This window comes from Deltaproteobacteria bacterium GWA2_45_12, from assembly GCA_001797365.1.
In the GTDB taxonomy this organism is placed as follows: Bacteria; UBA10199; UBA10199; order UBA10199; family UBA10199; genus UBA10199.
Genome location: MGPH01000052.1, coordinates 73158 through 95438, shown reverse-complemented (window position 1 = coordinate 95438; position 22281 = coordinate 73158). Strand labels below are relative to the sequence as shown.

Sequence of the window (22281 nt, the reverse complement as noted above, 5' to 3'; positions counted from 1 at the left end):
GGTAAAGGTTTGCGCCGGGCCATCCCAGTTGGCTGAAGTAAAGGTGAGCGAACTTGGGGAGACCGTACAATCCGCTGCTGCTGTTGGAGTAATGGTTACATCGGCCGTGGGCTCGCTGGTGAGCACCATGGTGTAATCATCAGTCGTACTTCCCTCGGTAATATTGGTACTTCCACCACTGGCCGTCACACTGACACCGGCAGAATCGTCGTCGGTAATTGAAGTCGAAATATTGGAGATGCTGATGCCGTTGTAATTGGCATCACCACTCGCAGCACTATGGCTAATTGTTCCCGTGTGGTTACTTTCCGCAATATCATCGTTGACCGCCGTGACGGTCACGGTTTGGGCGCTATTCCAGTTGACTGAAGTAAAAGTGAGCGTGCTCTGATCAATACTCACATCAGCATCCGGTGTCAGCGTCACGGTCACATCACCCACGGGTTTTGTTGCCAGGACAACGGTATACGTATCGGGGGATGGTCCCCCTTCGGTCGCTGTTGTGGAGCCGTCAGTTTGCGTTAGCGTTACGGCTGAAGTGTCATCATCGGTAATGGAAGCGCTGACTTGCTGCGTGCCCGATTCAGTTCCGTTGGTCACACTATCAATATCCATCACAACCGTCTCGTTGGCTTCATCGACTAAATCATTGACGCCCGTGACGGTGAGGGTGCCTGTTGTTGCACCTTTGTTAATCGTGATGCTGCTGGCGGAAAGCGTGTAATCTGTTGTGTTGGTGGCGGTGCCTGAAAAAGCCAAATCGACCGTAACCGTTTGCCCTGAAACCGCGGACAACGTAGCTGTCGCGGTTGCTACACCAGCATTTTCTGCTAAAGGCGAATCAGCCAAACTTAAGGTCACCGTCGGTGCGGCGTTATTGTCATTTAAGGTTCCTGTTCCCGTAGCATCAGAAATCGTTGCCGTGATTGATGGATTGGAAAGGGTGACGGTATACGTTTCTGCTGCCTCATCTAAGGCATCATCGTTTGTCGTGACACTGACAGTTTTGGTGATTTCACCAGCAGCAAAGGTGAATGTTCCAGAAGCTGATGTGTAATCCAAACCTGCGGTGGTTGCAGTTCCATCTGACGTGGCATAATTCACCGTTACCTGTTGCCCACTGGCCGCTGACAGCGTTGCGGTGAACGTTGCCGACGTGCCTTCGGTTACTGTCACGTCATCGATGCTTAAGGAAGGTGTGGCATCGTTGTCGGTAATGGTGCCGGTTGCCGTGTCATCAGCGTAGGTCGCATTACTCGGCGTAATTAAGGCAATGGAATAGGTTTCGTTCGCCTCATCCAAAGTATCCTCGTTAATCGTCACCGTGATTGTCTCACTGGTATCTCCAGGCACAAACGTCAGTGTTCCAGAAGTATTGTTGAGGTCCACTCCTACGGTGGCGCCACCATCAACTTGGCCCGTTCCATACGTTGTTGTCACCGTCTGCCCACTCGCTGCTGACAAGGTCACGGTGAAACTTGCCGTCCCCGCGGATTCAGCAACCGTTGCGTCGGCAATACTTAAGGTTGGGGTAGCGTCGTTGTCATTTAAGGTTCCTGTTCCCGTAGCATCAGAAATCGTTGCGGTGCTCGATGGATTGGAAAGCGTGACGGTATACGTTTCTGCTGCCTCATCCAAGGCGTCATCGTTTGTCGTGACACTGACAGTTTTAGTGATTTCACCAACAGCAAAGGTGAATGTTCCAGAAGCTGATGTGTAATCCAAACCTGCGGTGGTTGCAGTTCCATCTGACGTGGCATAATCCACCGTTACCTGCTGCCCACTGGCCGCTAACAGCGTTGCGGTGAACGTCGCCGACGTTCCTTCGGTCACGGTTACGTCATCAATACTCAAACTTGGTGTCGCGTCATCATCCGTAATCGTGGTCGTTTGCTGTTGCGTACCTGATTCCGTACCATTGGTCACCGAACTAATATCAACGATCACAGTTTCACTGGCTTCATCTAAGGTATCTTGCACGGCTGTGGCGGTCACCGTACAGGCCGTGTTGCCGGCAGTAATCGTACACGAAGTGCCGGATTTGGTGTAATCATCGGTCAAAGCAGCCGTACCTGAAAACGAAAAGTTTACCGTCATGTCACTTGCCGAAGTTGCAGATGCCGTGGCCGTAAAGGTGGCAACCGCAGCAGCTTCAGCAATATTGGCGTTATCGACCGTGAGAGTAATGGTAGGGGTTGCAGCATTCGTAATAGAAACACTTTTCATTTCTGGGGAGTAGCTTGCGTTATTCGTGTCAAGCTTGGCGCGATATTGAAAGTATTGGTTGTCAGCTACACCAAGAGTAATAGAAGGCAGGCCTAAGTCGGAGTCGGTCAGTTCACTATAATAATCACTCCAAGATTCTCCGCTGCAAGCCACATCATTACACGAGCGAACTTGAAATTTCAGTTGCTGGGCGCGGCGTTTGTAAATATCAGCTACTTTTGTTGCGGTGAGCGCTTCGCTGAAAAAGGCAACTTCATCCATCACTCCAGAGAAATAGTCACTGCCCCATTTCGCTAATCTTATGGCTGTAGTGCCAAGTTGTGGATTATGCCCAGTTCCAGTCGCATCTTCCACACCGTTGAGATAAATTTTATTTGTTCCTGTATCATCCCAGACTGCTGCTACAAAATACCATTGCCCTGCCTGAATAGTAGTGGCTCCCTGGATCCAATTTGCGGCACTACTTTCGTAAGTTGCAAATTGTAGTTTATTACCAGTGCTAGTGCCCTGATTGAGTGAAAGTGTAAAGTATCCAGCTCCGTCATCATTTACTAACGGCCGTTCATTCCCATCTGCCGTAGTCCATTTTGCCCACAGAGTTATAGTTCCTCGAGTAGTTGCCCCCATCGTATCCAAAGTTGATGTTGTTACATAATCATTGCCATCAAAACTTAAAGCTGTATTGAGTTTGCCGGCGGTACCTAATGTGGCTCCTGTAATGGTTCCAGTATTACCATTTCCAGAATCATCAGTAAGATTGCCAGAGCTTTCATTCATATGAAAAAGTAATTCATTATTCGCCATGTCAACATTACCAGCGCTATAAGCTGTTTCAGTGGCAGCATTATTTGGCAATTCTTTGTAAGTAGGGCGCTGCGGCGTCCACGTGAAAGTTGACCATGAAGTGGAAGCGCCAGCATCCATAATGCGAGAAGTGAAAGCCCCTCCAAGACCTGCACCGGCATTGTAAATATCTTGTACGTCAGTGGCCGATAGCTCTTCGCTAAAAACAGCAACTTCATCCAAAATACCATTAAAGTAGGCCAAAGAACCTGAAATATTCTGCCTTCCAACTTGCAAAGGGGCTGCGGTATTTGACATGGCTGTGTAGCTCGATGCACCACCTGCTAAGCTGGCGCTAGCTCCATTTATGTAGATCTTAAAACCTGCAGTAGTTCCACTGCCACTATATGTTCCGCAAACATGATACCATGTATCAGGAGAATAATTATAAGCGGATGTTACTCCGCCAACATAGGCTGAAACACTACTATAAACATAAAATTGAATTTCGTAACCTGTAGTGGTACCAAACTGCCACTCGTATGCACCTGTAGTCATTTTTGAAACCATCATGGATGTTTGGTCAGTATCGCTATTCATCCAAGTACAAACACTAAATGGTGCATCCGGGTTACCCCCTCCCTCTGTATAAGAAAACGCTGCCTGGTCGCCACAATCCGCATAGGAGCTCGATCCATTGAAATCGATAGCATTGCTCAATTTTCCTGTGGCACTGTAAGTAAGACTTGTGGCTGTGCATGTTGCATTCGTAGTCGAATCATCCACAGGGTTTCCACTTGCCTCCTCCATATGAAGCAAAAGTTCATTGTTCGTCATGTCAAACCAGTCAGTTGAACTCCCATCATCAGGCAGAGCCAAGCTTGCACCGCTCAGTTCAATCCAACTATTTCCCGCATCCCACTGTGTGGCCTGATGTGCACCAGCGCCAAATTCTTCTGCGCCGTTGTCGTTGTCGGTCAGTGTTACGGCTTGCGCTACAGGGATATAAATGAGGGAACTCGACAAATAACAAATAAGAGTAAAAGTGAGGATCTGGTATTTGCGAGTCAGCTTTAAAATAGCAGACAACATAGCTCTCCCTTGCTTGCCTGCCTCTGGCAGGGTTTTAGTTGACGGATTCTCCCTATAAGAGAGCAATAAAAGTGCCAGGAATGGGCCAAAGGCCGGCCTTATCTTACAGGCTAAGTATTTAATATTTTTAATGTTTTTTAATGCGGCGGGTGACTTGACTCATCATGAACCAAAAAATCGTCAAAAATGGCCCTTTTTTCTCTTTTTGGTGGTCCATTTTTGCCTACTCAAAAAAACTCATGGCAACCTTTTTCCCTCCTCGCCGAATGAGAATCATCATGTTCAAAATGGCTGCATTCCCTCGAGGGCTAAGCTTGTCCCCAAGGTTTATCAAAGATAAAAATTGACTTATGTGGTAAAATTGTCTATTTTTACCACATACATGGAATCAAATCAGTTACTGCCTATTCTTGATGACTGGAATTTATGGAAGCATCCTCTCCCTCAAGGCTCCGTACGTTCTTCTTACTTTCAATACCTTCATAAATTGACACAAACAAATCAAGTGGTTGTAATCACAGGCCCTCGACGAGCTGGAAAATCCTATCTGATGCGCCAATGGATGTTTCAGAATGCTCAAACTGGAGTCAATCCGGCGCAAATGCTCATGATCAACTTCGAAGACCCCCGCCTAGAAACTGAAGATCCTTTCCTCTTCGAAACAATATGGAACACCTACCAATCCCATTTGAAGCCTCCTGCCAAACCCTTCCTTCTGTTGGACGAGATCCAGGAAATCCCCCAATGGGAAAAATGGGTGCGCACTTTTCATGAGTTGAATAAGGCAAAAATCATCCTTTCGGGATCCAACGCGAAATTATTGAGCGGAGAGTTGGCAACCTCCCTCACCGGCCGACATCTTACCATGACAGTGCTGCCTTTTTCTTTTCAAGAGTTGGCCGGCATCCGCCTCGGGGACAATCCAAAGTCTTTCGATTATTTGAACCTCCTGCGTGAAATGATGGAATTCGGGGGATTTCCGGAAGTGGTTTTTTCCGAAGCCAAAAGGGAAATTCTCCTGGATTATTTTGATGACTTCATCCACCGCGATTTGATCCGCCGTTACAAAATCCGCAAAGGAGAAGACTTGAGGAAAATGGCCGTTTTTTATGCCACCCACTGTGGAAGCCAAATCACCTTCAACTCCATTGAAAAATTCCTCTCCATCAATGCGAACACCGCCGAGAGGTTTTCAGGGTATTTGGAGGACGCCTTTCTCTTCTTCCTTGTCCAAAGATTTTCACATAAATTGAAGGAACGTAACAAAAGCCCACGCAAAATTTATTGTATCGACATGGGGCTGGCAGGCGCTATCAGTGGGCGTAAAGTGGGGGATGGCCACCTTGCCGAAAACATGGTTTTCCTGCATTTGCTGGGGCAAAAGACAAAAGATTCCCTCTTGGATTTTTTTTATTGGAAGAACGAAAAACACCAGGAGGTTGATTTTGTCCTTACCCAATCGGGCAACCCCACCCAAGCGATCCAAGTTTGCTGGGATTCTTTACGTCTTGAAACGAGAAAAAGGGAAGTGACCTCCCTGATCCTGTGCTTGGAAGCTTTAAAGCTCAATGAAGGCCTCATCCTCACACAAGAAGAAGAAGGGGGGGAGAAAATAGGAAAACATGTCATTCATTTCACGCCTCTGTGGAAATGGCTTTTGAAAAACGAGCGCTAAAAAGGGTTGGTGCCAGGCACGCGGGCAAAGGCCCCAATTTTTGAGTCATGATTCCAGCCATAGATGGTGGCATTTTTCGACATAAAAAAGGGAAAGATGCTCTTTTTAAGAGTCAAAACCGATTTTTTGTACACATGAGTGGACAGATTTAGAATTTTCCTCATAGCAACCTTTTTCCCTCCTTGCCGAATTAGATCATCATGTTCAAAATTGTTGCATTTCCTCGAGGGCTGGCCTTGTCCTCAAGGTTTACATCGGCTCCTCAATTTGGTTCGCGAGGACAAGGCCCTCGAAGTAGGGTGGGGCAAACCCCTGCTTGGCAAAAACATCGAGCCTTTCGGGCATTAGAGAAAACGGGCTACCAACCCAAGTTGGGCGAAAATTTTGTTCTGTCTCTTGGTACCGGCCAAGCTCTTGGGTTGAGTAGTAACGGGATATTTTTTTCCCCTCTGAATGGGAGTGGGCCCGATCTGCTTCAAAAAAGAGCGCGTTTTTTTTGGGGAAGTGTGGAAGGGCTTGAACTGGCTCAAGATGATGTTGGTGCGCCATCAAGATCCCCGGCTGTAAGCCCAATGGAGAGCGCCTTTCATCCCACGGAAGCCCGCCGTACCCCTGAAGATGAGGCCCGCTTTATCATCGAAAGCCTTCGGGGAACCGAGGGTCCCAATCCTCCCATGTATCAGGAATTGATAGCGTTGGTTAGAATGAAACGTGTTTTAGCCTTGCCTGATAGGGCCACGCGGTCACACATCTCTTTTAAGAATTCCAATAGTCCCTTTATTCAGGGGATGGTGTGGGTTTGTTACCCGCCTCGCCAAGCTCAAATCATCATCCGGGCATTATCCCAAAAGCTACCAAAGGAGCCACGCGTTGTTGATCTGGCTTCCCTAAAAGATTTTAGCGATGAAGAGTTAAAAATTGTCATCGAGTTTTTATACGGAGCTGCTGTCATTGAATTTTACATGGAACAGGTGAACCAATGTCCAGAGCGTCATAAAGAACGGGCACGAATGTCTGCACCATCCCAGCCACAGAAATTACCACCCAAAAAATATTCCAAAGAACCTCGTACTCGTCCTCCCTCTGCAAGATCCATAAGGAGAAGCCAAGCTCAAGCACTTATGGTTACTCAAGACAAGGCGGTGGGGACAGAGGCTGTTGCCGCAAACGAAACAACAACGGCCTATGCCCGCCTGCAAGCCGGGGGGCGTCCAATCGCCGAACTTATTGTCGAAATTTATGGCGACTCACCCACAGAACTTGTTTTGCAGCGCATACGCGCTCAAAGCTGGCCGGTGAGTGTGCAACGGTTGAAGGACGAGATCATCCGTAGGCAGGGGCACCCACGGGGAACCGATGAGAATCATCTTAAAAACAGGTTATGGAAATTGACTCGTTGGACCCCCCAGCAATTAAGACCTGACAAAACATTTTTGGAATGCGTTGCGGGGACGTTGGACCTTGATCCGAATATCCTTTTTTCCCTTTTTAATCGTGCAGCCTTCATTCCCCATCTGACTCACTCTTGGACCGAGCGGGAAGGCCATGAGCTATACCTTCCCACGCGCACCCATGCGGCTTATGTGGCCAGGCTTGATCAAAGAGCCAAAGAGCATCATGAAATACCAAGAAGGATTCTTGATTGGCTTTTAGAAGGCGATGAGGTGGCTCTTGATATGGAGAGAAAATTCAAGTCCCCAAGTGGCCAGTACGAAATAAATCTTAAGGCGATTCTTTGCTATGTCAGTCTTGAAAAAGTGCCCTCCCGCCAATTGCTTGAATTCCTCTCCGAAGTTACGGGTTTTAGCGTCAAGCAGCTCCAATGTTATTATTTGGACAATAGATTGGATGAGGGCTTACGCCCAAAAGCTAAGCCAAGGCACGGGCCTTTCTAGGGAAACGATTCTAGAACTTATGGATGAAACTTATCCCGCTATTGTGCCAGGCACGTGGGCAAAGGGTTGAAAAAAAGACACCGTCCTGGACAATGACCGCGACAAGCTCGAACGAATCATCGACCTCATCAATATCCACAAATCCCTCCGCATCCTTTGGCAGCAAATAAGGGCGATCACAAGGATCGCCCGTACGGGCGAATCTTGTATTCGCCCTCAAATGGGGGTGTTTTCATTTCCCTTCTTAAAATGTGAAATTTTTTATTTCTCCTAAACACTTAAAATTACTAAAAATTAAGCGTCAAAAAAACATTGACTCATCTTTTATGTTGTTCAAAAAAATGACTGTCTATAGAATAGGGAATATTTCACGGGGTGCTTGAAGGGGGAAGGGTATGGGATCTATCCAAAGGATTTGGGGGATTTTTGTCTTTTTTCTCGTTTTTGTTTTTAGCCTTAGCCTTGATGGTTACGCTTCTGTCTATCTTCAAGGTCAGGTTCAATTTAATAATGAGGCTTATACGGGAAGTGCCTCGGTAAGTCTTTCCTGCCGTGGGTCTGGGTGGATTTATTCTTCAGATTGGACCCAAACAAATTCAAATGGAGAATATGAGTTTGAGTCAAGCGATGATTTTTATAATCCCTGCTCTTCTACTTATTCGAGTTACAGCTGGAGTTCTTGCGAAGTGTACGCCTATCAGTGGGGTAATTCCTCGGCTTCAAGTAGCACAAGCTATGAATCCGTTTCTATTGATTGTGCCCAGACTCAGGAAAAAAATCTTCAGTTTATCTCCAAGGATGAAACCATCGAGGTGACGCTAAGCGCAGGAGGCACTCCTGTTACAGAGGGAATGGATGTTTCATGTTCCCAAAACTCTTCGCCTTGGGGTTATGCCTGGATTGATGAGTCCACAGAGGGTGTTTATGTGTTGAATTCTACACCCGGGACTTACACCTGTTACGCCTATTGTGATTGGACTTACTGGAATAATCAGGGCAGCTCATGTCCCTATAGCAATTTTAGTCAGGCTACTGTTACTGTTACCGATGGGGGTGATGCCGCCACAGCCGCACTGACAGCAAGCGTCAAGGACAAGACAATCCGTATCGCTGTGACAGCCGGAAGTGAGGAAGTGACCGATGGAATGACGGTTTCTTGCAGTCAGCAAGCATCCCCATGGGGTTATTCAAGCACGTCGGAGGCTTCCGATGCGGGTCTGTATGAAATTTTAGTAACAGAAGGCACTTATTATTGCTCTTCCTATTGCAACACATGGCCATGCAGCTATTCGGGAAATCCAAGTACTTATGTCACGGTCAATTCTTCAGATACAACGGTGGATGCCGAATTGGCCTACCAGGTTAAGGACAAGGATATTCATGTGCAATTATATGCGGGGGATGGGGCCATCATCAGTGGGATGTCGGTATCATGCTATCAGCAAGGGGGAGCCTGGGATTATGTATCTGACTATGAGTCAAGCAATGGAATTTACGAACTGGATGTGGGGACGGGAACCTACATGTGTTCGGCTTATTGCCTCAATTGGAATTCTTGTGATGCAACGGGTTACCCTCAGGCAACCGTCGTTGTTGAAGAAAGCGATAACGAGCCCATTGATGTAACGCTGACCTTTCTTGAAAACGATGCCACTTTGTCGGGCATTGTCACAGACGGATCTTCGGGACTGGCCAATATCTGGGTGAGTATTAATGCCTACCAAATTTCTGGTCAAACATCCGCATCGGTAAGTGCTAACGTTGTCAAGGCAGCTACCGTGAGTGGGGGGACTGCCAGTTCAACCCAGGTGTATGCTTCCGCCCAAACCAACTCTAGTGGCGCTTTTACAACCACTCTACCGGCGGGAACCTATACCGTGTCGGTTTATCCCCCATGGGATCGGCAAGATCTGGCGGCAACAAGCCAGGAAGTGACGGTAAGTTCTAACCAAACCACTTCAGTTAGTTTGGTCATGCAAGAAAAAACATCCCAAATTACGGGAAGGGTGACCGATGGCGATGGAAACGGGATTCAGGCCTACATCAATGGAAATAGCTATAGTGGTTCCACTTATACAGGGGATTATTTCTGGACCGAAACGGCCGATGATGGAACTTATACCGTGTATGCTGTTGAAGGAAGAACTTACAATGTGACGGCCTCAGCTAATACATGGGATGGATCCAATACCGACATCTGCAATTACAGTAACGAGGGAATGCAGGCTGTTACAGCGACCAGCGGGAGCCAAACACTCAATTTTACGTTTCCAACCTGCGATTGTTCCATGACGGTCAATGCGGTTGATTCAAACGGGAATATCATTTCCACTGTTTCCGGAAGTGTCGATGCAACGCCTACTTCTTTTGGATCGGGGGATTATTTTTATGGCATATGGGGCTGGTTGCAATCGGGAACGGGGATCGTCAAAGTTCAGGAAGGAACAGAGTATTCATTCAATGTATGGTTTTATGATTCGGATTATGTCGGGGATTCCGAAGAAATCGGCACCTGCAGCGATGGAGTGGGTTCGGTCAATATAACCATGGCTCCGATTATTGAGAATGCTGTTTCGGGAGCCTATGTCGATGGCGATGGGGATGCCGTTGATCTTTCCGATACGGGCTATATTTCTGTCTATGCCACCAAGGGTAAAATGTATCGAAGTTGTACGGCAACCACTTCAAGCTTTTCCTGTGATCTTTCGGAAGGGGAATGGATGTTGGGTTACTGGATCAATCCGGCAAGCGGTTGGGCCTCGGCTTCTTCAGGAACAACGACAAGCACCGTGACGGTAAGTTCATCGGGAACCGTCGCCCAAAATATCACTCTCTTAAAAACGGGAACCATTCAGGTGACTGTTTTGGATTTGGACGGCAGTGGTCGATCCAATGTCACCGTTCAGGCCAATCCCTATTCTTCGGCGCAAGAAGGGGCTAATGATTATCAGCGGAATTTCGGCTCGGGTTGGTGTCAAACGGACGCAAATGGTCAGTGCAATCTCAATGTCAGTGCGGCGGCTGGTTCGGGCACTGTTTATTATGTCAATGCCCATGTTCCCAACAGCATGAAAATTGATGAATCGTTGAATAACCCTGAAGAACAAGCAGTCACGGTTGTGGCCAACCAGACATCTTCAGTAAGCCTTTCTTTTAAGGAGCCTGACGGATCCACCCTGATAACGGTTACCGAAGATGAGGTGGCGGCTTCGATTTCTTTAAAGTCCGTTCGAGCTTTGATCGTGGGTGCCGGGCGATCGAAGGCCCCCACTCCTTTAAAGGCGGTTGTCAATGCTGACGAATCAGCTTCTTCGAGCCCTGTGGCTTACAGCACCATTGATTGTTTTTCTCCCCAGGGTGGGTCCTTTGAAACCACCGCCGATGAAAGTGGACAAGCGACTGTTCCCTGCACGACCGATGACACCTGGTATTGTGTGGCTCATAAAAAGGTGGCCAATGCCATTTATCTTTCGGAGGCAACTTCAGTCACCTGTACGGCCGAGGGGGGAACGGGAACTTTGGCAGTGGATCATGTGGCCACCGTTCCTGAATCAAAAAGCATGACGGTGACGGATGCTTCCACCCAATCGGTTTCTATTGAACTTTCAGACGGGACATCGTTTTTCTTTCCCCAAGGATCCTTGGGGGATGCCGATGAGACGGTGACGGTCAATGTTGATATCACCATCACTCCCTTTACCTCAAATAAGATACCTGCTTCGTTTTACGCTTATTCTGTCTATGCTTTTGATGAAAACAACGTGGCCATTACGCAATTGAATTCTCCCGCTACATTCACCCTTGCTTTCAACAACACCCAGGTTGAAAACATGGGCCTTACCACGGGAGATATTGAACCCAGTTATTATGATGATTCTGCAGGAACCTATACGCAGATCAACAATTCCACAATTAATGGGAGCACCGATACCATCTCGTTTAGTCAAAACCATCTCACCGATTTTGCCGTTGTCGGAAACGGTTTCCTGGGAGCTGTTCAGGGGGATGATGGTGGAGCTATTGGGGAAGGGGATGATGAAGGAAGTTCGGGTTCGGCGGGAAGCGGTGGGGGATGTTCCCTTTTGCCATCAACCGAGGGGAAATCAGCCGTGTTTTTGATCATGATATTTTTTGGTGGCGTTGTTGTTCTAATTCGTTGGAACAAAAATGAAGTGTAGCCGTATCGCTTTCATTTCCCGTTTTTTTCCAGAGCACGCCTTGTTACAAACGTCTTGTTATCTAACAACTTTCCCAAAAATCTACCGATAACTGTTATAGGGTGGCTATGCATTCAATGATCTATGGTAGAAAAATCCTTAAAAGTGACTGAAAAGGCAGTAACGGCGGTTTATAAGCAAATAACGCCGAAAGACAGTCCCCTGCCTCCCATCGATTGGAACGCTCGATTCACAGCTGATGAGCAATTTATCAAAGCGCAGCAAAATAACCCTAACGCCAAAAGTAACCTTTTTTATATTTTGAGGGATCGCATTGCCGCTTATGGGGTTGAAGCAGAAACCATCAGCTCGTTCATAAAAACGCTAGAAACGTACGGGGGAGAGGAGTTAAAAAAGCGTTTCAAAAAAATAATTTTTCAGACAGCTTCCATTGGATATCGCGAGCATAAATTTGCAGAAGTCATTGGGTGGCTCAAAAATTATGTTGTCTATGAACGAAACGGCAGCAGCTATGTCTTAGCTGATGGTTTTGTCCCTTATTATAACAATCCTGATTTTCTCTGCACTCCACTTTGGTCGACATGGCGCGACCAAACCAAAACAAAAAACGCAACAGCATTCTGCGCTTTGGAAGCGGGCTGGAAAGAAAATGAATCGACCCGTGTGGGCCAGCAACTTTTTTCAGGTATGGAATATTTTCTCGAACATGAAGTGGCAGGCCAGAGACATTATGTTTTTGAAGCGCTCTTGAATAAACCTCAACAGGCTGCCAAGGCTGAACCTAAGCTTGAAACAACTAAACCTGCTCAAACTCAGGAAGTCTCTTCGAAAATCATTCAACTACCAGAAGGCGAGGTTGTCATTCCGGAAAAAACTCTTCAGGAACTGGCAACCATGGCCTTAGACAACAAAGCGAAAGGAACTCCCTTTGTTACAGAAAAATATATTGGCATTTTTATTCAACTACCATCAGATGTTCCGTGGCAGTTTCATTCCATAGTCCAAGCTAATATTGCTACTGATATAAACATCCAGGGGGGCCTTGGAGAAGTCGTAGAAAGAAGCTGGTCACCTTTTAAGCCCGTGCCCGGAGAGAAGGGCCTTTATTATAGCTTATCAGCCATCCTGCCTTGGACAAAACCCGGCACTTATGTATTGAATGGAGCAAGCTACATTCGTAAACAAGCTGCCGTTGTTGTTGTTGAAAAAAAAAGTGCCGTTGTTGTTCTTGAAGAAAAAAGTAAGGGTTTCCGATTAAACATTCCAGTCACTGGAGAAGTCGTTATTCCTGAACCAGCACAAGCGACTGTGTTCAAAGTGGCACCATTGCAGACAGCCAACGATAAAATTACATTTCAAGTCAACATTATCAATCCAGCGCCAACAAAAAAAGATGCCTTGCAGTTGCCCAATAAATTAAACATGACAGTCTATCTTGAGAGCAACACAAAAATTGGAAGGGTTTATTATTTCCAAAACCTTATGGCACAAAAAAGTGAAGGAAAAGATTCTTCCGCCTACACTTTTACTCTTCCCTATCAGCATTTTTTTAAATTGAAGGATGCACAGCTCAACGTAGCCTTTGATGTGGTGACTGCAGGGGGGAAACAAGCACGAATCAGTTTCCCCTTTACCTTACCACCCCAAGCAACAAGCCCTTTCGATGCCTTGAGCCTACAACTGCCTAAATATCCAGCTCCATTTCCATGGACCATATTGGAAGTGCAGTCTTCGGATACTGACGACGTTCTTGTTCAAGCAATAGCATCTGGGGATATTTATTTCGAAGGCTTTCAAGAAATTGGCACAGCTCGTTTGGATGTGGTGGAAAATAAACGCCGCTTAAAAATTCCATTGCTGTTCGATCGACAAGACCGTTGGTGGGATTATAGAAATGGAAACAAAAAACTCCATGTCGCAGGAACTTTGAGTTTTAAGTTGCCCACTGCCCCTGCTGGTGAATGGCAAATTTCGATCAATGCTTTTCTTGATATTCCCTATTTGAAAGGGATCAATTATCCAGATCCTCATTTACGACCAGCAAAAGAGCCCCCTCCCCAGAACTCCCCCATTGATTCAGTTTCTGTTGACGACTTTGAACGCAACCATTCCATGAAGTGGAAGCTTGCCAAATCAGAATTGCAAGCAGGCGAGACCACAACCTTACATATGACAATCCCCGAAGTTCCTGGTGATCTTGATTTGCTCTCCTTTAACGAAAAATCCGTTAAGCGCATGACCTTTGAGTTGCAAGGACCAGATAATCTCAAAATGTACATTCCCATTACAAAAGTAAAACAAACAAGTCATAACGAATGGGATCTTCAATTTCAGATTCCATTTTTAACTCCAACGGCAAATTATTCACTCAAGCCTCTATTCTATGATTACATAAGACCAACCCATCAAATCACAAGTACCGTTAATGGGAAAAAATATCGCCAAAAAATCATGCTCAATTTAGAGAAATCCGAGACGCCAACGTATCAGATTCACATTACCGGAACCAGTGGTATATCAGGGCACGGAAAGCGTGTAGAAGAAAAGGTGCCAAATGAGTAAACTTATTCGCATCGGAATTATTTTTGATGGAACAGATCAAAATCGTGATGCTGTTGCCGTTCTCGACTCAGGAGTCAAACACGAACTGACCGACGCATGGAAGGCAGCAGGTTATGATTCCGTCTATCTTTTAGCCGGAAATAGATATGATTTTTGCAATGCCACCGTGCAATGTCGTGGCAATCAATTGAAAGATTTGCACGATGTCATTCAAAAAATTGTCGCGCTCGATACTGCTGGAAAAGGCCCTGCATTTTGGAAAGATGTTGCGGTTGAATTTGTCTCCAATGGGCACGGAGGTGGGGAAGGCAAAGAGCATCAGATTGGCGCGCTTAAATTAACCGACATCATACAAGAATTAGGGAATATTCCTCCGGAAGCGCAAAGAGTGATGCGTTTTGAAGAATGCGGCGCAGCAAATATTATCGGTGTTCAACATATGTTGGATCCAAACGATCTTGCGCTTGCCTACTCTGGACAAGATGCAGATGGAACTGCTCTTCACAATTTTACCGACAGCGCAGCACTCGGTTATCGTGGGGCACAAACAGGGAACGATTCACAGCAAAGCATGTTTTGGCGAGGTCAGGCGAGTATTCAAGGTTCTCGATTTGCTCATCGTGGCATGGTATTTTTGCGCGGGGCACAATTTGTTGATCGCGGCTTTGGCACAGAAACTTTACCAGATCCATTTCCGCGAAGCATCGTATCTGTAACAGATCTGGTAACATTGATTGAAACCTTGGGAACCTCCTATGATAAGGGCATCACCATTGTTGGTTTCTCAGCAGGGGCTTCATCAAAACAAAAAAATACATTAGAGCAATTTAAAACTTTTGCAGAAAAATATCCAGGCTGGGTACAATTTTTATGGGTTGATAGCAAAACAGCAAAAGAATTTTATCCACAAGCAACGCGCTTCCAAGAACCCCAATTTATTTTTCACTTTCCCGGTGCTGATCCAACAAAACTTTTTACGTTAAATGAAACAAAAAAAATGCTCGACGACATCCTCCATGGCACCAGCATGTTGCGATAAGTTAAGTTGCAGGGGTTATCCATTAATGCCCAAGTTAAGCAAGAACCTGCAAATGTTCCTGGCACGCGTGTAAGTTTAAAATTTTCACTTTCATTTCCCGTTTTTTTCCAGAGCAGTTTTCGTCGTTTTCCTGGATCGGACTTCGGAGGGTTTGCCATCCACGATGGGAAGGAATTCTTCAAGGGTAGCAATCACGCAAGGGCCATAAGCCATCGCGGCATTTGCGGGAATGACGCTTTTGACGACTCCTTGCGATACTTCCATAAAAACATCTCCCACATCGCAGGTTCGTGTAACCGTTTTGCGGTAAAGGGTGGGCCATTGGGTTTCGGAGTCGATTATTTTTTTCTCTTCGACAGTTTTATCTTCTTTTTTTTTGGTATAAAGCCATACCTGTTCCCCTTTTTTGTGTGAATAATGCTCTGTCTGATAATAGGGTTGGCCTTTAAGACGAATTAATTGCTCCTCGCTTAAGCCCGACTGGATGGAATCTGAAGCCAAGGAAGTAGACACAAAAGTGATACAAAGTAAGATTAAAAGAATGAATAACTTCATGAGTTAAAGACATGTCATAAGACGATTTGTTTGTACAGGGGCCCCTTTTCAAAAAAATTTTCTCAAACTTGGTTTTGTGATCAATGGTATGCACCCCAAGGCAAGCCCTGGACCCAAGATTCTCCGCCTAAGGCGGAGGGCTTTGACTCGGCAAGGCTCGCATCCTACGCCAACAAGCGTAGGGGATAAATAAAATATGAAACGGTGTATTCTTAAAATTAAAGGTCGTGTCCAAGGCGTGGGCTATCGGGCCAGTGCCCTTCGCGAGGGTTTACGTTTGGGATTAACAGGTTGGGTGTGCAATTGTTTTGATGGAAGTGTGGAGGCCGTCGTTGAAGGCAAGCCGGAAAAAATTGAAGCTTTTGTAGCTTGGTGCCATCGTGGACCGGCCTTAGCCCATGTATTAGAAGTAAAAATTTCGCAAGCTCCTGCCACGGGAGAATTTCAGGATTTTTTTATCCGGTAGAAAAAACCATTTCCCTAAAATTTCGCCTTTTTTCTTATTTCTTTGTTCTTCTGTGGATAAGTTGTGGGTAAATATTCAAATCCCAATAGAATAAATAAGTTAAAAGGAGTTTATTTATCCACATCTCTTTTAGGGGCGGCCAAAATTTTAATTTCAAACAAAAAAAGTCTTTAATTTTAATAATTTAAATCAAATCTGATTGAGTATTTGCCTTGACAGTTTCCCGTTCCTTGGTTTAATCTGCCCAAATAGTGGGATAAAGTGGTAAAAGGTAGGAGTGATTCCTGCCTAAGGCAGGCACGGCGTGAATCGCCCGTACCAAAGTGGGAAATTAAAAATGTTTAGAGGTAGGTTTGAACATACAATTGATACGAAGGGACGCACCTCCATTCCGTCCAAGTTTCGTGAGATTCTCATCACCAACTACGATGAACGCCTTATCATTACCAATTTTGACAATTGTTTATGGGCTTATCCCTTTGCAGAATGGCAGACCATTGAAAATAAAGTGGCTGCACTTCCCCAATTCAAAAAAGAAGTCAAAGCGCTTCAGCGTGTTTTTATTTCAGCTGCCACCGAATGCCCCATCGACAAGCAGGGGCGCATTCTTATTCCCCCCACTTTGCGTGATTATGCAGGGCTGAAAAATAATATTGTTTTTGTCGGGATGACCAAACGAATTGAAGTCTGGTCGAAAGACCGTTGGAACGAAGAATTTGAAAAGTCGCAACAGCATGTAACGTCCGATGAGGCAGGGCTCGGTGATTTGGGCCTATGAAATTTTACTTCTAAAAGAGGGAGGTAAACATGTTTGACATTATCAAGGTGCAGGACATTTCCGTTTTGCATTTATACGGCGAAATTTCACTTTTAGAAGTTGAGTATATTCGCGAAGTTTTTCATTCGCTTAAAAATTGTGACCACAGAAAAATCGTTCTCGACCTGGCCAATGTAGATCACGTGCACTTCAGAGCCGTACAGCATTGGGCCCATGAAGCCAAATTATTGCAGGGAATAGAAGGGGATCTGTGCCTGGTAAAACCCAGCCGTGAAACCAAAAACATGATGCAGTTTACCGGGGCTGATCAATATTTGCGCGACTACGAAACCTTGGCAGATGCCATTTTAAGTTTTTTGAAATCGCCTTCGGTTTTTTCAGATGCATCGGTGATGAGCTTAAAAGACGTGGCCAATCTTACAATGGATAAAGAAACCACGGACAAAAAACCAAAGAGCTCCTCGTTTTTGGTGCATTAAATTTTGTGCATATTAGTGTTCTTTTAAAAGAAACAATACAAGCCCTGCAGGTCAGGCCGGATGGGGTTTATCTGGATGCCACAGGCGGGATGGGTGGGCACGCCAGGGAACTTGTCCAGAATCTGGGTAAGAATGGCCGGCTGTATGTGGCTGATGCCGACTGGCGCACAGTTGAAAAATTGGAGGATATTTTCAAGGGCGATGCCCGCGTGTGTGTATTGCATGCACGATTTTCGGAACTAGGGGCTCTTTTACAAAAAAAAACGATGGAACCCGTCGATGGGTTGGTTGCTGATTTGGGTTTTTCAAGCTTTCAGCTTGAGAGTGCCGAATATGGTTTCAGTTTTAAGGAAACAGCCCCCCTGGATATGCGGCTGGATGTACGGCGTGAAAGATCGGCTTTGGATCTTATTGATGATTTGAGCGCAGAAGAACTGGCCAATCTTTTTTATACGCTGGGGGAAGAACGTTACTCGCGCAAAATCGCAGTTGCTTTAAAGCATGACTATCTCCAGGGAACCATCCATTCCACAGCGGATCTGCGGGGGTTGTGCGAACGGGTGTTGGGGCGATGGTATCGGGGACAAAAAATTCATCCGGCGACGCGGGTGTTTCAGGCTCTGCGCATAGCGGTAAACCATGAAGTCCAGGAACTTGAAGCTCTTTTAAAAGCATTGCCAAGTCTTCTTAAAAAAGGAGGAAGGGCGGCCATTATTTCGTTTCATTCGCTGGAAGACCGGCGTGTTAAAATTTTTTTCAGGGAAATGGCCAAGGGGGACTGGAAAGTGATCACAAAAAAACCGGTCACACCCAGTGAGGAAGAAATAGGAAATAATCCTCGCAGCAGAAGTGCCAAATTAAGGATCATAGAAAGGACATTCTAAATTCATGTCACGCGTATTTTCACCTTCCATGATGGGTTCTGATCTTGTTCGTCGCCAGCGGGTGTTTACCAAGGACGATTTTGTCAAAACACGTTTTTTGTTTCGAATACTTTTCCTGGTGGCTTTCATGGCCATTTTAAGCCTGTTTTATATCTGGACGCGGGTTCAAATTGTTGAATACGGGTATGAACTAAACATGCTTAAAAGCCGTCAGCATCAGTTTGCAGAAGAAAATAAAAAATTAAAACTGGAAGCGGCAACACTTAAATCCCCTCAAAGATTAGAACAGATGGCCATCAATGAATTAAAAATGGCGCCGCTAAAGCCGGAACAAATTCAGACCCTGCCGTAGGGGCGAACACCCTCCTTAGGCGGGCAGGCAAGGTTCGCCCCTACCGATTCCATTATGGAATGGACCTCAATTAAATGGATCAAGCTTCGCATTCTCATCATTAGCACTTTTTTTGTGCTTTTTTTGGGCCTTATTTTATTCCGTAGTTATCAATTGCAGATTTTTGAGAATGCCCGTGTTAAAAACCTAGCCCGCAGACAATATCAAACGACCCTTCCCGTACAATTTAAACGGGGGACCATTTATGACCGCAATGGGAATGCCTTGGCCCTTGATGTGCAGGTGGCCTCTGTGGCCATTCACCCTTCTGAAATAGAAGACAAAAATCAGATCGTCAAAGAACTTTCAGCCATTTTAAAAATACCCCCGGTTAAAATTTCCTCCAAAATTCGTGAAGGACGAAAATTTGAATGGGTGGCCAGACGTCTGGCTTTTGAAACAGGGCAAAAAATAAAGGATCTAAAACTGAAAGGTGTTTCCATTGTTCCGGAGTATCGGCGTTTTTATCCCAATAAAGAATTGGCCGGAGCCGTACTTGGCTCGGTGGGTTATGATGCCAAGGCTTTGGCGGGGATTGAGCTTTCCATGGATTCGTTCTTGCGTGCGGGCTCTGATGAAGTGATTGCCGAAAAAGATGCCCGTGGCCGTTTTTATACACCCGTTCAGAGCCAGGATTATTACCATGACATTCACCTGACTTTGGATGCGAACCTGCAATATACCGCCGAGAAATATCTTACCGAAACAGCCAAGCAATATAATCCCAAAAGCGGCTTTGCCATTATCCTTAACCCCCAAACGGGGGAAGTGCTGGCCATGGCCAATTACCCCACCTTTAATCCCAATGTGTACTGGGAATACAGCATGGACAACTGGAAGAACCATGCCGTGGTTGATACTTACGAACCGGGGTCCACCTTCAAGGCCATTTTGGCGGCTTCAGCCCTTAACTCGGGGAAAGTGAATATCAACGACAAGTTTTTTTGTGAGAATGGTTCGTATGTGATTGGCAAACGTGTCATTCACGACCACGAAAATTACGGTTCTCTTTCACTTGCCGAAATTGTCAAGGTTTCCTCCAACATCGGGATTACCAAAGTGGCTTTAAAAACGGGCAAAAAAGTATTTTACGACACCATGTTTGATCTGGGCTTTAACCAGGCCGTCAATCTGAAACTTCCCGGGGAACAACGTGGCTCTGTGGCTCCCTATCAAAAATGGAAGGATATTGATTTTAGCAATATGGCCTTTGGTCAGGGTTTGACTGTGAGCGGAATGCAAATGGCCCAGGCTTATGCAACCATTGCCAACAAAGGGATCAGGATGAAGCCCTATCTGGTGCACCGCATTGTTGATTCAAGTGGTGTGACCATTATCGAAAACATGGCGACAGTGGCAAGCCAGGCATTAAAGGAAGATGCGGCTATTGTCTTAAAAAATGCCTTGAAAGGCGTGGTCCAACCCGGTGGTACGGGGAAACTGGCCAGGCTTGATGAATATACTGTGGCAGGAAAAACAGGGACGGCCCAAAAAGTGAATGTTCAAACAAAGGTCTATGATGAGCATGATTATGTCAGTTCTTTTATTGGTTTTGTGCCTGCCGACAATCCTGAGTTCATGATTTATGTGGTTTACGATTCCCCCCATCCCCTTCATACCGGCGGTGCCGTGGCGGCGCCCACTTTCCGTAAAATTGCGCAGGATGCACTGGCTTATGCTGGGGTTCCTCCGGAACATATAAAACTTGCCTTGGGACGGGAAGGTGATGCAGAGAAAAAGAGATGAAACTAGAAACCTTGCTGAAAAACTGTCTCCCACTCAAAACACGCGGGAATACGGATATCGAGGTAAGTGGTGTCGAATATAATTCAAAAAAAGTAAAACCAGGGGCGCTCTTTGTGGCCATCCCCGGGTTTAAGACAGATGGCAGGGCCTATGTATTCCAAGCCGTGGCGCAAGGAGCCTCTGCCGTCGTTTTTGAAGGGGAGTTTTTTGAAAATATAAATCTGCCTCAAATACGGGTTGCCAACGCGCGAAGCGCTCTTGCTTTGTTGTCGGAAGTCTACTTTGGGTATCCATCCCAAAAAATGTATGTGGCCGGTGTTACCGGCACCAATGGAAAAACCACCCTTACCTATCTGGCCGAAAGTCTCTGGAAAGAAGCCTCTTATAAAACAGGAGTGGTGGGAACCATCAATACCCGTTTTGGCAACAAAGTTTGGCCCAGCGACCAAACCACACCGGAATCGCGCGATTTACAGGAAATCTTTTTGACAATGAAACAGGCCCAAGTCTCTCATGTGTGCATGGAGGTTTCTTCCCATGCCCTCGATCTGCATCGCGTGGATGGGTTGGATTTTGATGCTGCCGTTTTCACAAATTTAACCCAGGACCACCTCGATTTTCACAGGGATTTGGAAAATTATTACAAGGCCAAGGAAAAACTGTTTGTTTCGTGTTTGAATCAAAGTTCCAAAAAAAATCGGGTGGCTATCGTCTATGGCGATGATGTTTACGGACAAAAGCTTTTGAAGATATTGGAGCAAAAAAAAATACCCAACATCAGTTATGGATTTACAAAAATAAATCAAACTTATCCCGAAAAATATTCTTTAAGCCTGGATGGTTTTGAAGGCCGTCTTCGTACTTCACTCGGTGTTTTAGACGTTTGTGTTCCGCTTATGGGGCTTTTTAACGTGGCCAATGTTTTAGCCTGTGTTGAGTTGGGGATTCATTCCGGATTGAATCTGAAGCAAATCCAAAAAGGTCTTTCTGGATGCAAACCGCCCCCGGGGCGCCTTGAAAAAATAGCAAACAAGGCGGGACTTTCTGTTTTTGTTGATTATGCCCATACCCCTGATGCCCTTAAAAATGTTTTGACCACATTGAAAGCGCTGGCTCCGGGCAAAATAATCGCTGTGTTTGGATGCGGGGGGGATAGGGATCCGGGCAAGAGGCCTTTAATGGGATATGAAGTGGGAAGCCTTGCTGATGTGGCGGCGGTAACTTCGGATAATCCACGAACAGAAAATCCTGAAACCATTATTGACGCCATTGTTCCGGGCCTTAATCGGGCTGGAATGTCTCCTTATAGTCAGGCAAAGGGTTATCTTGTTGAGCCGGACCGTAAAAAAGCCATTGAGAAAGCCCTTACTCTGGCCAAAAAGGATGATGTAGTTTTGATTGCAGGAAAAGGCCATGAGGATTATCAGATTATAGGAACCCAAAAATTCCCTTTTTCGGACCAGGAAATTGTGAGAGAGCACCTCGGCCCTTCGACTCCGCTCAGGGACCACCCCGAGTGATGACCGGTCCCT

15 protein-coding genes and 1 pseudogene are annotated in these 22281 nt (G+C 45.9%); 13 read left to right on the top strand and 3 right to left on the bottom strand.

Annotated features, from left to right (window positions below; genetic code table 11):
- Window positions 1-4101: pseudogene (locus A2048_00635) on the bottom strand (hypothetical protein).
- A gap of 130 nt (window positions 4102-4231) precedes the next feature.
- On the opposite strand from A2048_00635, the gene A2048_00630 reads away from it, so the two are divergent.
- From A2048_00630 to A2048_00620, 3 genes are all read left to right on the top strand, one after another.
- Window positions 4232-4441: a hypothetical protein gene (locus tag A2048_00630; GenBank protein ID OGP08158.1), complete on the top strand. Its 210-nt coding sequence runs from the start codon at window positions 4232-4234 to the stop codon at window positions 4439-4441.
- Window positions 4442-4483: 42 nt separating this feature from the next.
- Window positions 4484-5776, top strand: coding sequence for a hypothetical protein (locus A2048_00625; protein ID OGP08157.1), 1293 nt, complete (start codon window positions 4484-4486; stop codon window positions 5774-5776).
- A 200-nt stretch (window positions 5777-5976) separates the two neighbouring features.
- Window positions 5977-7671, top strand: a complete 1695-nt coding sequence (locus A2048_00620; GenBank protein OGP08156.1) for a hypothetical protein — start codon at window positions 5977-5979, stop codon at window positions 7669-7671.
- 10 nt (window positions 7672-7681) lie between these two features.
- Here the strand turns inward: A2048_00620 and A2048_00615 are convergent, their stop codons facing one another.
- Entirely contained in the window at window positions 7682-7891 is a 210-nt protein-coding gene (locus tag A2048_00615) for a hypothetical protein (GenBank protein ID OGP08155.1), read from the bottom strand.
- A gap of 175 nt (window positions 7892-8066) precedes the next feature.
- Between A2048_00615 and A2048_00610 the strand changes: the two genes are divergently transcribed.
- The 3 genes from A2048_00610 to A2048_00600 all read left to right on the top strand — a co-directional run bounded on the left by A2048_00610 (window position 8067) and on the right by A2048_00600 (window position 15450).
- Window positions 8067-11849 carry a hypothetical protein gene (locus tag A2048_00610; GenBank protein ID OGP08154.1) on the top strand — a complete coding sequence of 1261 codons (3783 nt, stop codon included), beginning with the start codon at window positions 8067-8069 and terminating at the stop codon, window positions 11847-11849.
- Between the two features lie 123 nt (window positions 11850-11972).
- Entirely contained in the window at window positions 11973-14411 is a 2439-nt protein-coding gene (locus A2048_00605; protein ID OGP08153.1) for a hypothetical protein, read from the top strand.
- Complete coding sequence (locus A2048_00600; protein ID OGP08152.1) at window positions 14404-15450, top strand: hypothetical protein; 1047 nt, start codon at window positions 14404-14406, stop codon at window positions 15448-15450. The genes A2048_00605 and A2048_00600 overlap by 8 nt, the downstream gene beginning before the upstream one ends.
- A 90-nt stretch (window positions 15451-15540) precedes the next feature.
- On the opposite strand, the gene A2048_00595 is transcribed toward A2048_00600, so the two are convergent.
- A complete protein-coding gene (locus A2048_00595; protein ID OGP08151.1) occupies window positions 15541-16005 on the bottom strand; it encodes a hypothetical protein in 465 nt (154 codons plus the stop codon).
- A 196-nt stretch (window positions 16006-16201) separates the two neighbouring features.
- On the opposite strand from A2048_00595, the gene A2048_00590 reads away from it, so the two are divergent.
- The 7 genes from A2048_00590 to A2048_00560 all read left to right on the top strand — a co-directional run bounded on the left by A2048_00590 (window position 16202) and on the right by A2048_00560 (window position 22269).
- Window positions 16202-16471, top strand: a complete 270-nt coding sequence (locus A2048_00590; protein OGP08150.1) for an acylphosphatase — start codon at window positions 16202-16204, stop codon at window positions 16469-16471.
- A 337-nt stretch (window positions 16472-16808) separates the two neighbouring features.
- Window positions 16809-17249 carry a division/cell wall cluster transcriptional repressor MraZ gene (locus A2048_00585; protein ID OGP08165.1) on the top strand — a complete coding sequence of 147 codons (441 nt, stop codon included), beginning with the start codon at window positions 16809-16811 and terminating at the stop codon, window positions 17247-17249.
- A 29-nt stretch (window positions 17250-17278) separates the two neighbouring features.
- Window positions 17279-17728, top strand: a complete 450-nt coding sequence (locus tag A2048_00580) for a hypothetical protein (GenBank protein ID OGP08149.1) — start codon at window positions 17279-17281, stop codon at window positions 17726-17728.
- Window positions 17729-17733: 5 nt separating this feature from the next.
- Window positions 17734-18612, top strand: coding sequence for a 16S rRNA (cytosine(1402)-N(4))-methyltransferase (locus A2048_00575; GenBank protein ID OGP08148.1), 879 nt, complete (start codon window positions 17734-17736; stop codon window positions 18610-18612).
- Window positions 18613-18616: 4 nt separating this feature from the next.
- Window positions 18617-18964 (top strand): hypothetical protein, encoded by a 348-nt coding sequence (locus A2048_00570; protein OGP08147.1) that lies wholly within the window; start codon window positions 18617-18619, stop codon window positions 18962-18964.
- 54 nt (window positions 18965-19018) lie between these two features.
- Window positions 19019-20749 (top strand): hypothetical protein, encoded by a 1731-nt coding sequence (locus tag A2048_00565; protein ID OGP08146.1) that lies wholly within the window; start codon window positions 19019-19021, stop codon window positions 20747-20749.
- The gene (locus A2048_00560) at window positions 20746-22269 is read left to right on the top strand and encodes a UDP-N-acetylmuramoyl-L-alanyl-D-glutamate--2,6-diaminopimelate ligase (protein ID OGP08145.1); all 1524 of its coding nucleotides are present in this window, start codon (window positions 20746-20748) and stop codon (window positions 22267-22269) included. Before A2048_00565 ends, A2048_00560 begins: the two co-directional genes overlap by 4 nt.
- Window positions 22270-22281 lie beyond the last annotated feature (12 nt).

Excerpts from the sequence above, each read along its gene's own strand:
- A2048_00630 (OGP08158.1), top strand. The coding sequence starts at position 4,232 with ATGTTTTTTAATGCGGCGGGTGACTTGACTCATCATGAACCAAAAAAT.
- A2048_00625 (OGP08157.1), top strand. The coding sequence starts at position 4,484 with ATGGAATCAAATCAGTTACTGCCTATTCTTGATGACTGGAATTTATGG.
- A2048_00620 (OGP08156.1), top strand. The coding sequence starts at position 5,977 with ATGTTCAAAATTGTTGCATTTCCTCGAGGGCTGGCCTTGTCCTCAAGG.
- A2048_00610 (OGP08154.1), top strand. The coding sequence starts at position 8,067 with ATGGGATCTATCCAAAGGATTTGGGGGATTTTTGTCTTTTTTCTCGTT.
- A2048_00605 (OGP08153.1), top strand. The coding sequence starts at position 11,973 with ATGGTAGAAAAATCCTTAAAAGTGACTGAAAAGGCAGTAACGGCGGTT.
- A2048_00600 (OGP08152.1), top strand. The coding sequence starts at position 14,404 with ATGAGTAAACTTATTCGCATCGGAATTATTTTTGATGGAACAGATCAA.
- A2048_00595 (OGP08151.1), bottom strand. The coding sequence starts at position 16,005 with ATGAAGTTATTCATTCTTTTAATCTTACTTTGTATCACTTTTGTGTCT.
- A2048_00590 (OGP08150.1), top strand. The coding sequence starts at position 16,202 with ATGAAACGGTGTATTCTTAAAATTAAAGGTCGTGTCCAAGGCGTGGGC.
- A2048_00585 (OGP08165.1), top strand. The coding sequence starts at position 16,809 with ATGTTTAGAGGTAGGTTTGAACATACAATTGATACGAAGGGACGCACC.
- A2048_00580 (OGP08149.1), top strand. The coding sequence starts at position 17,279 with ATGTTTGACATTATCAAGGTGCAGGACATTTCCGTTTTGCATTTATAC.
- A2048_00570 (OGP08147.1), top strand. The coding sequence starts at position 18,617 with ATGTCACGCGTATTTTCACCTTCCATGATGGGTTCTGATCTTGTTCGT.
- A2048_00565 (OGP08146.1), top strand. The coding sequence starts at position 19,019 with ATGGAATGGACCTCAATTAAATGGATCAAGCTTCGCATTCTCATCATT.
- A2048_00560 (OGP08145.1), top strand. The coding sequence starts at position 20,746 with ATGAAACTAGAAACCTTGCTGAAAAACTGTCTCCCACTCAAAACACGC.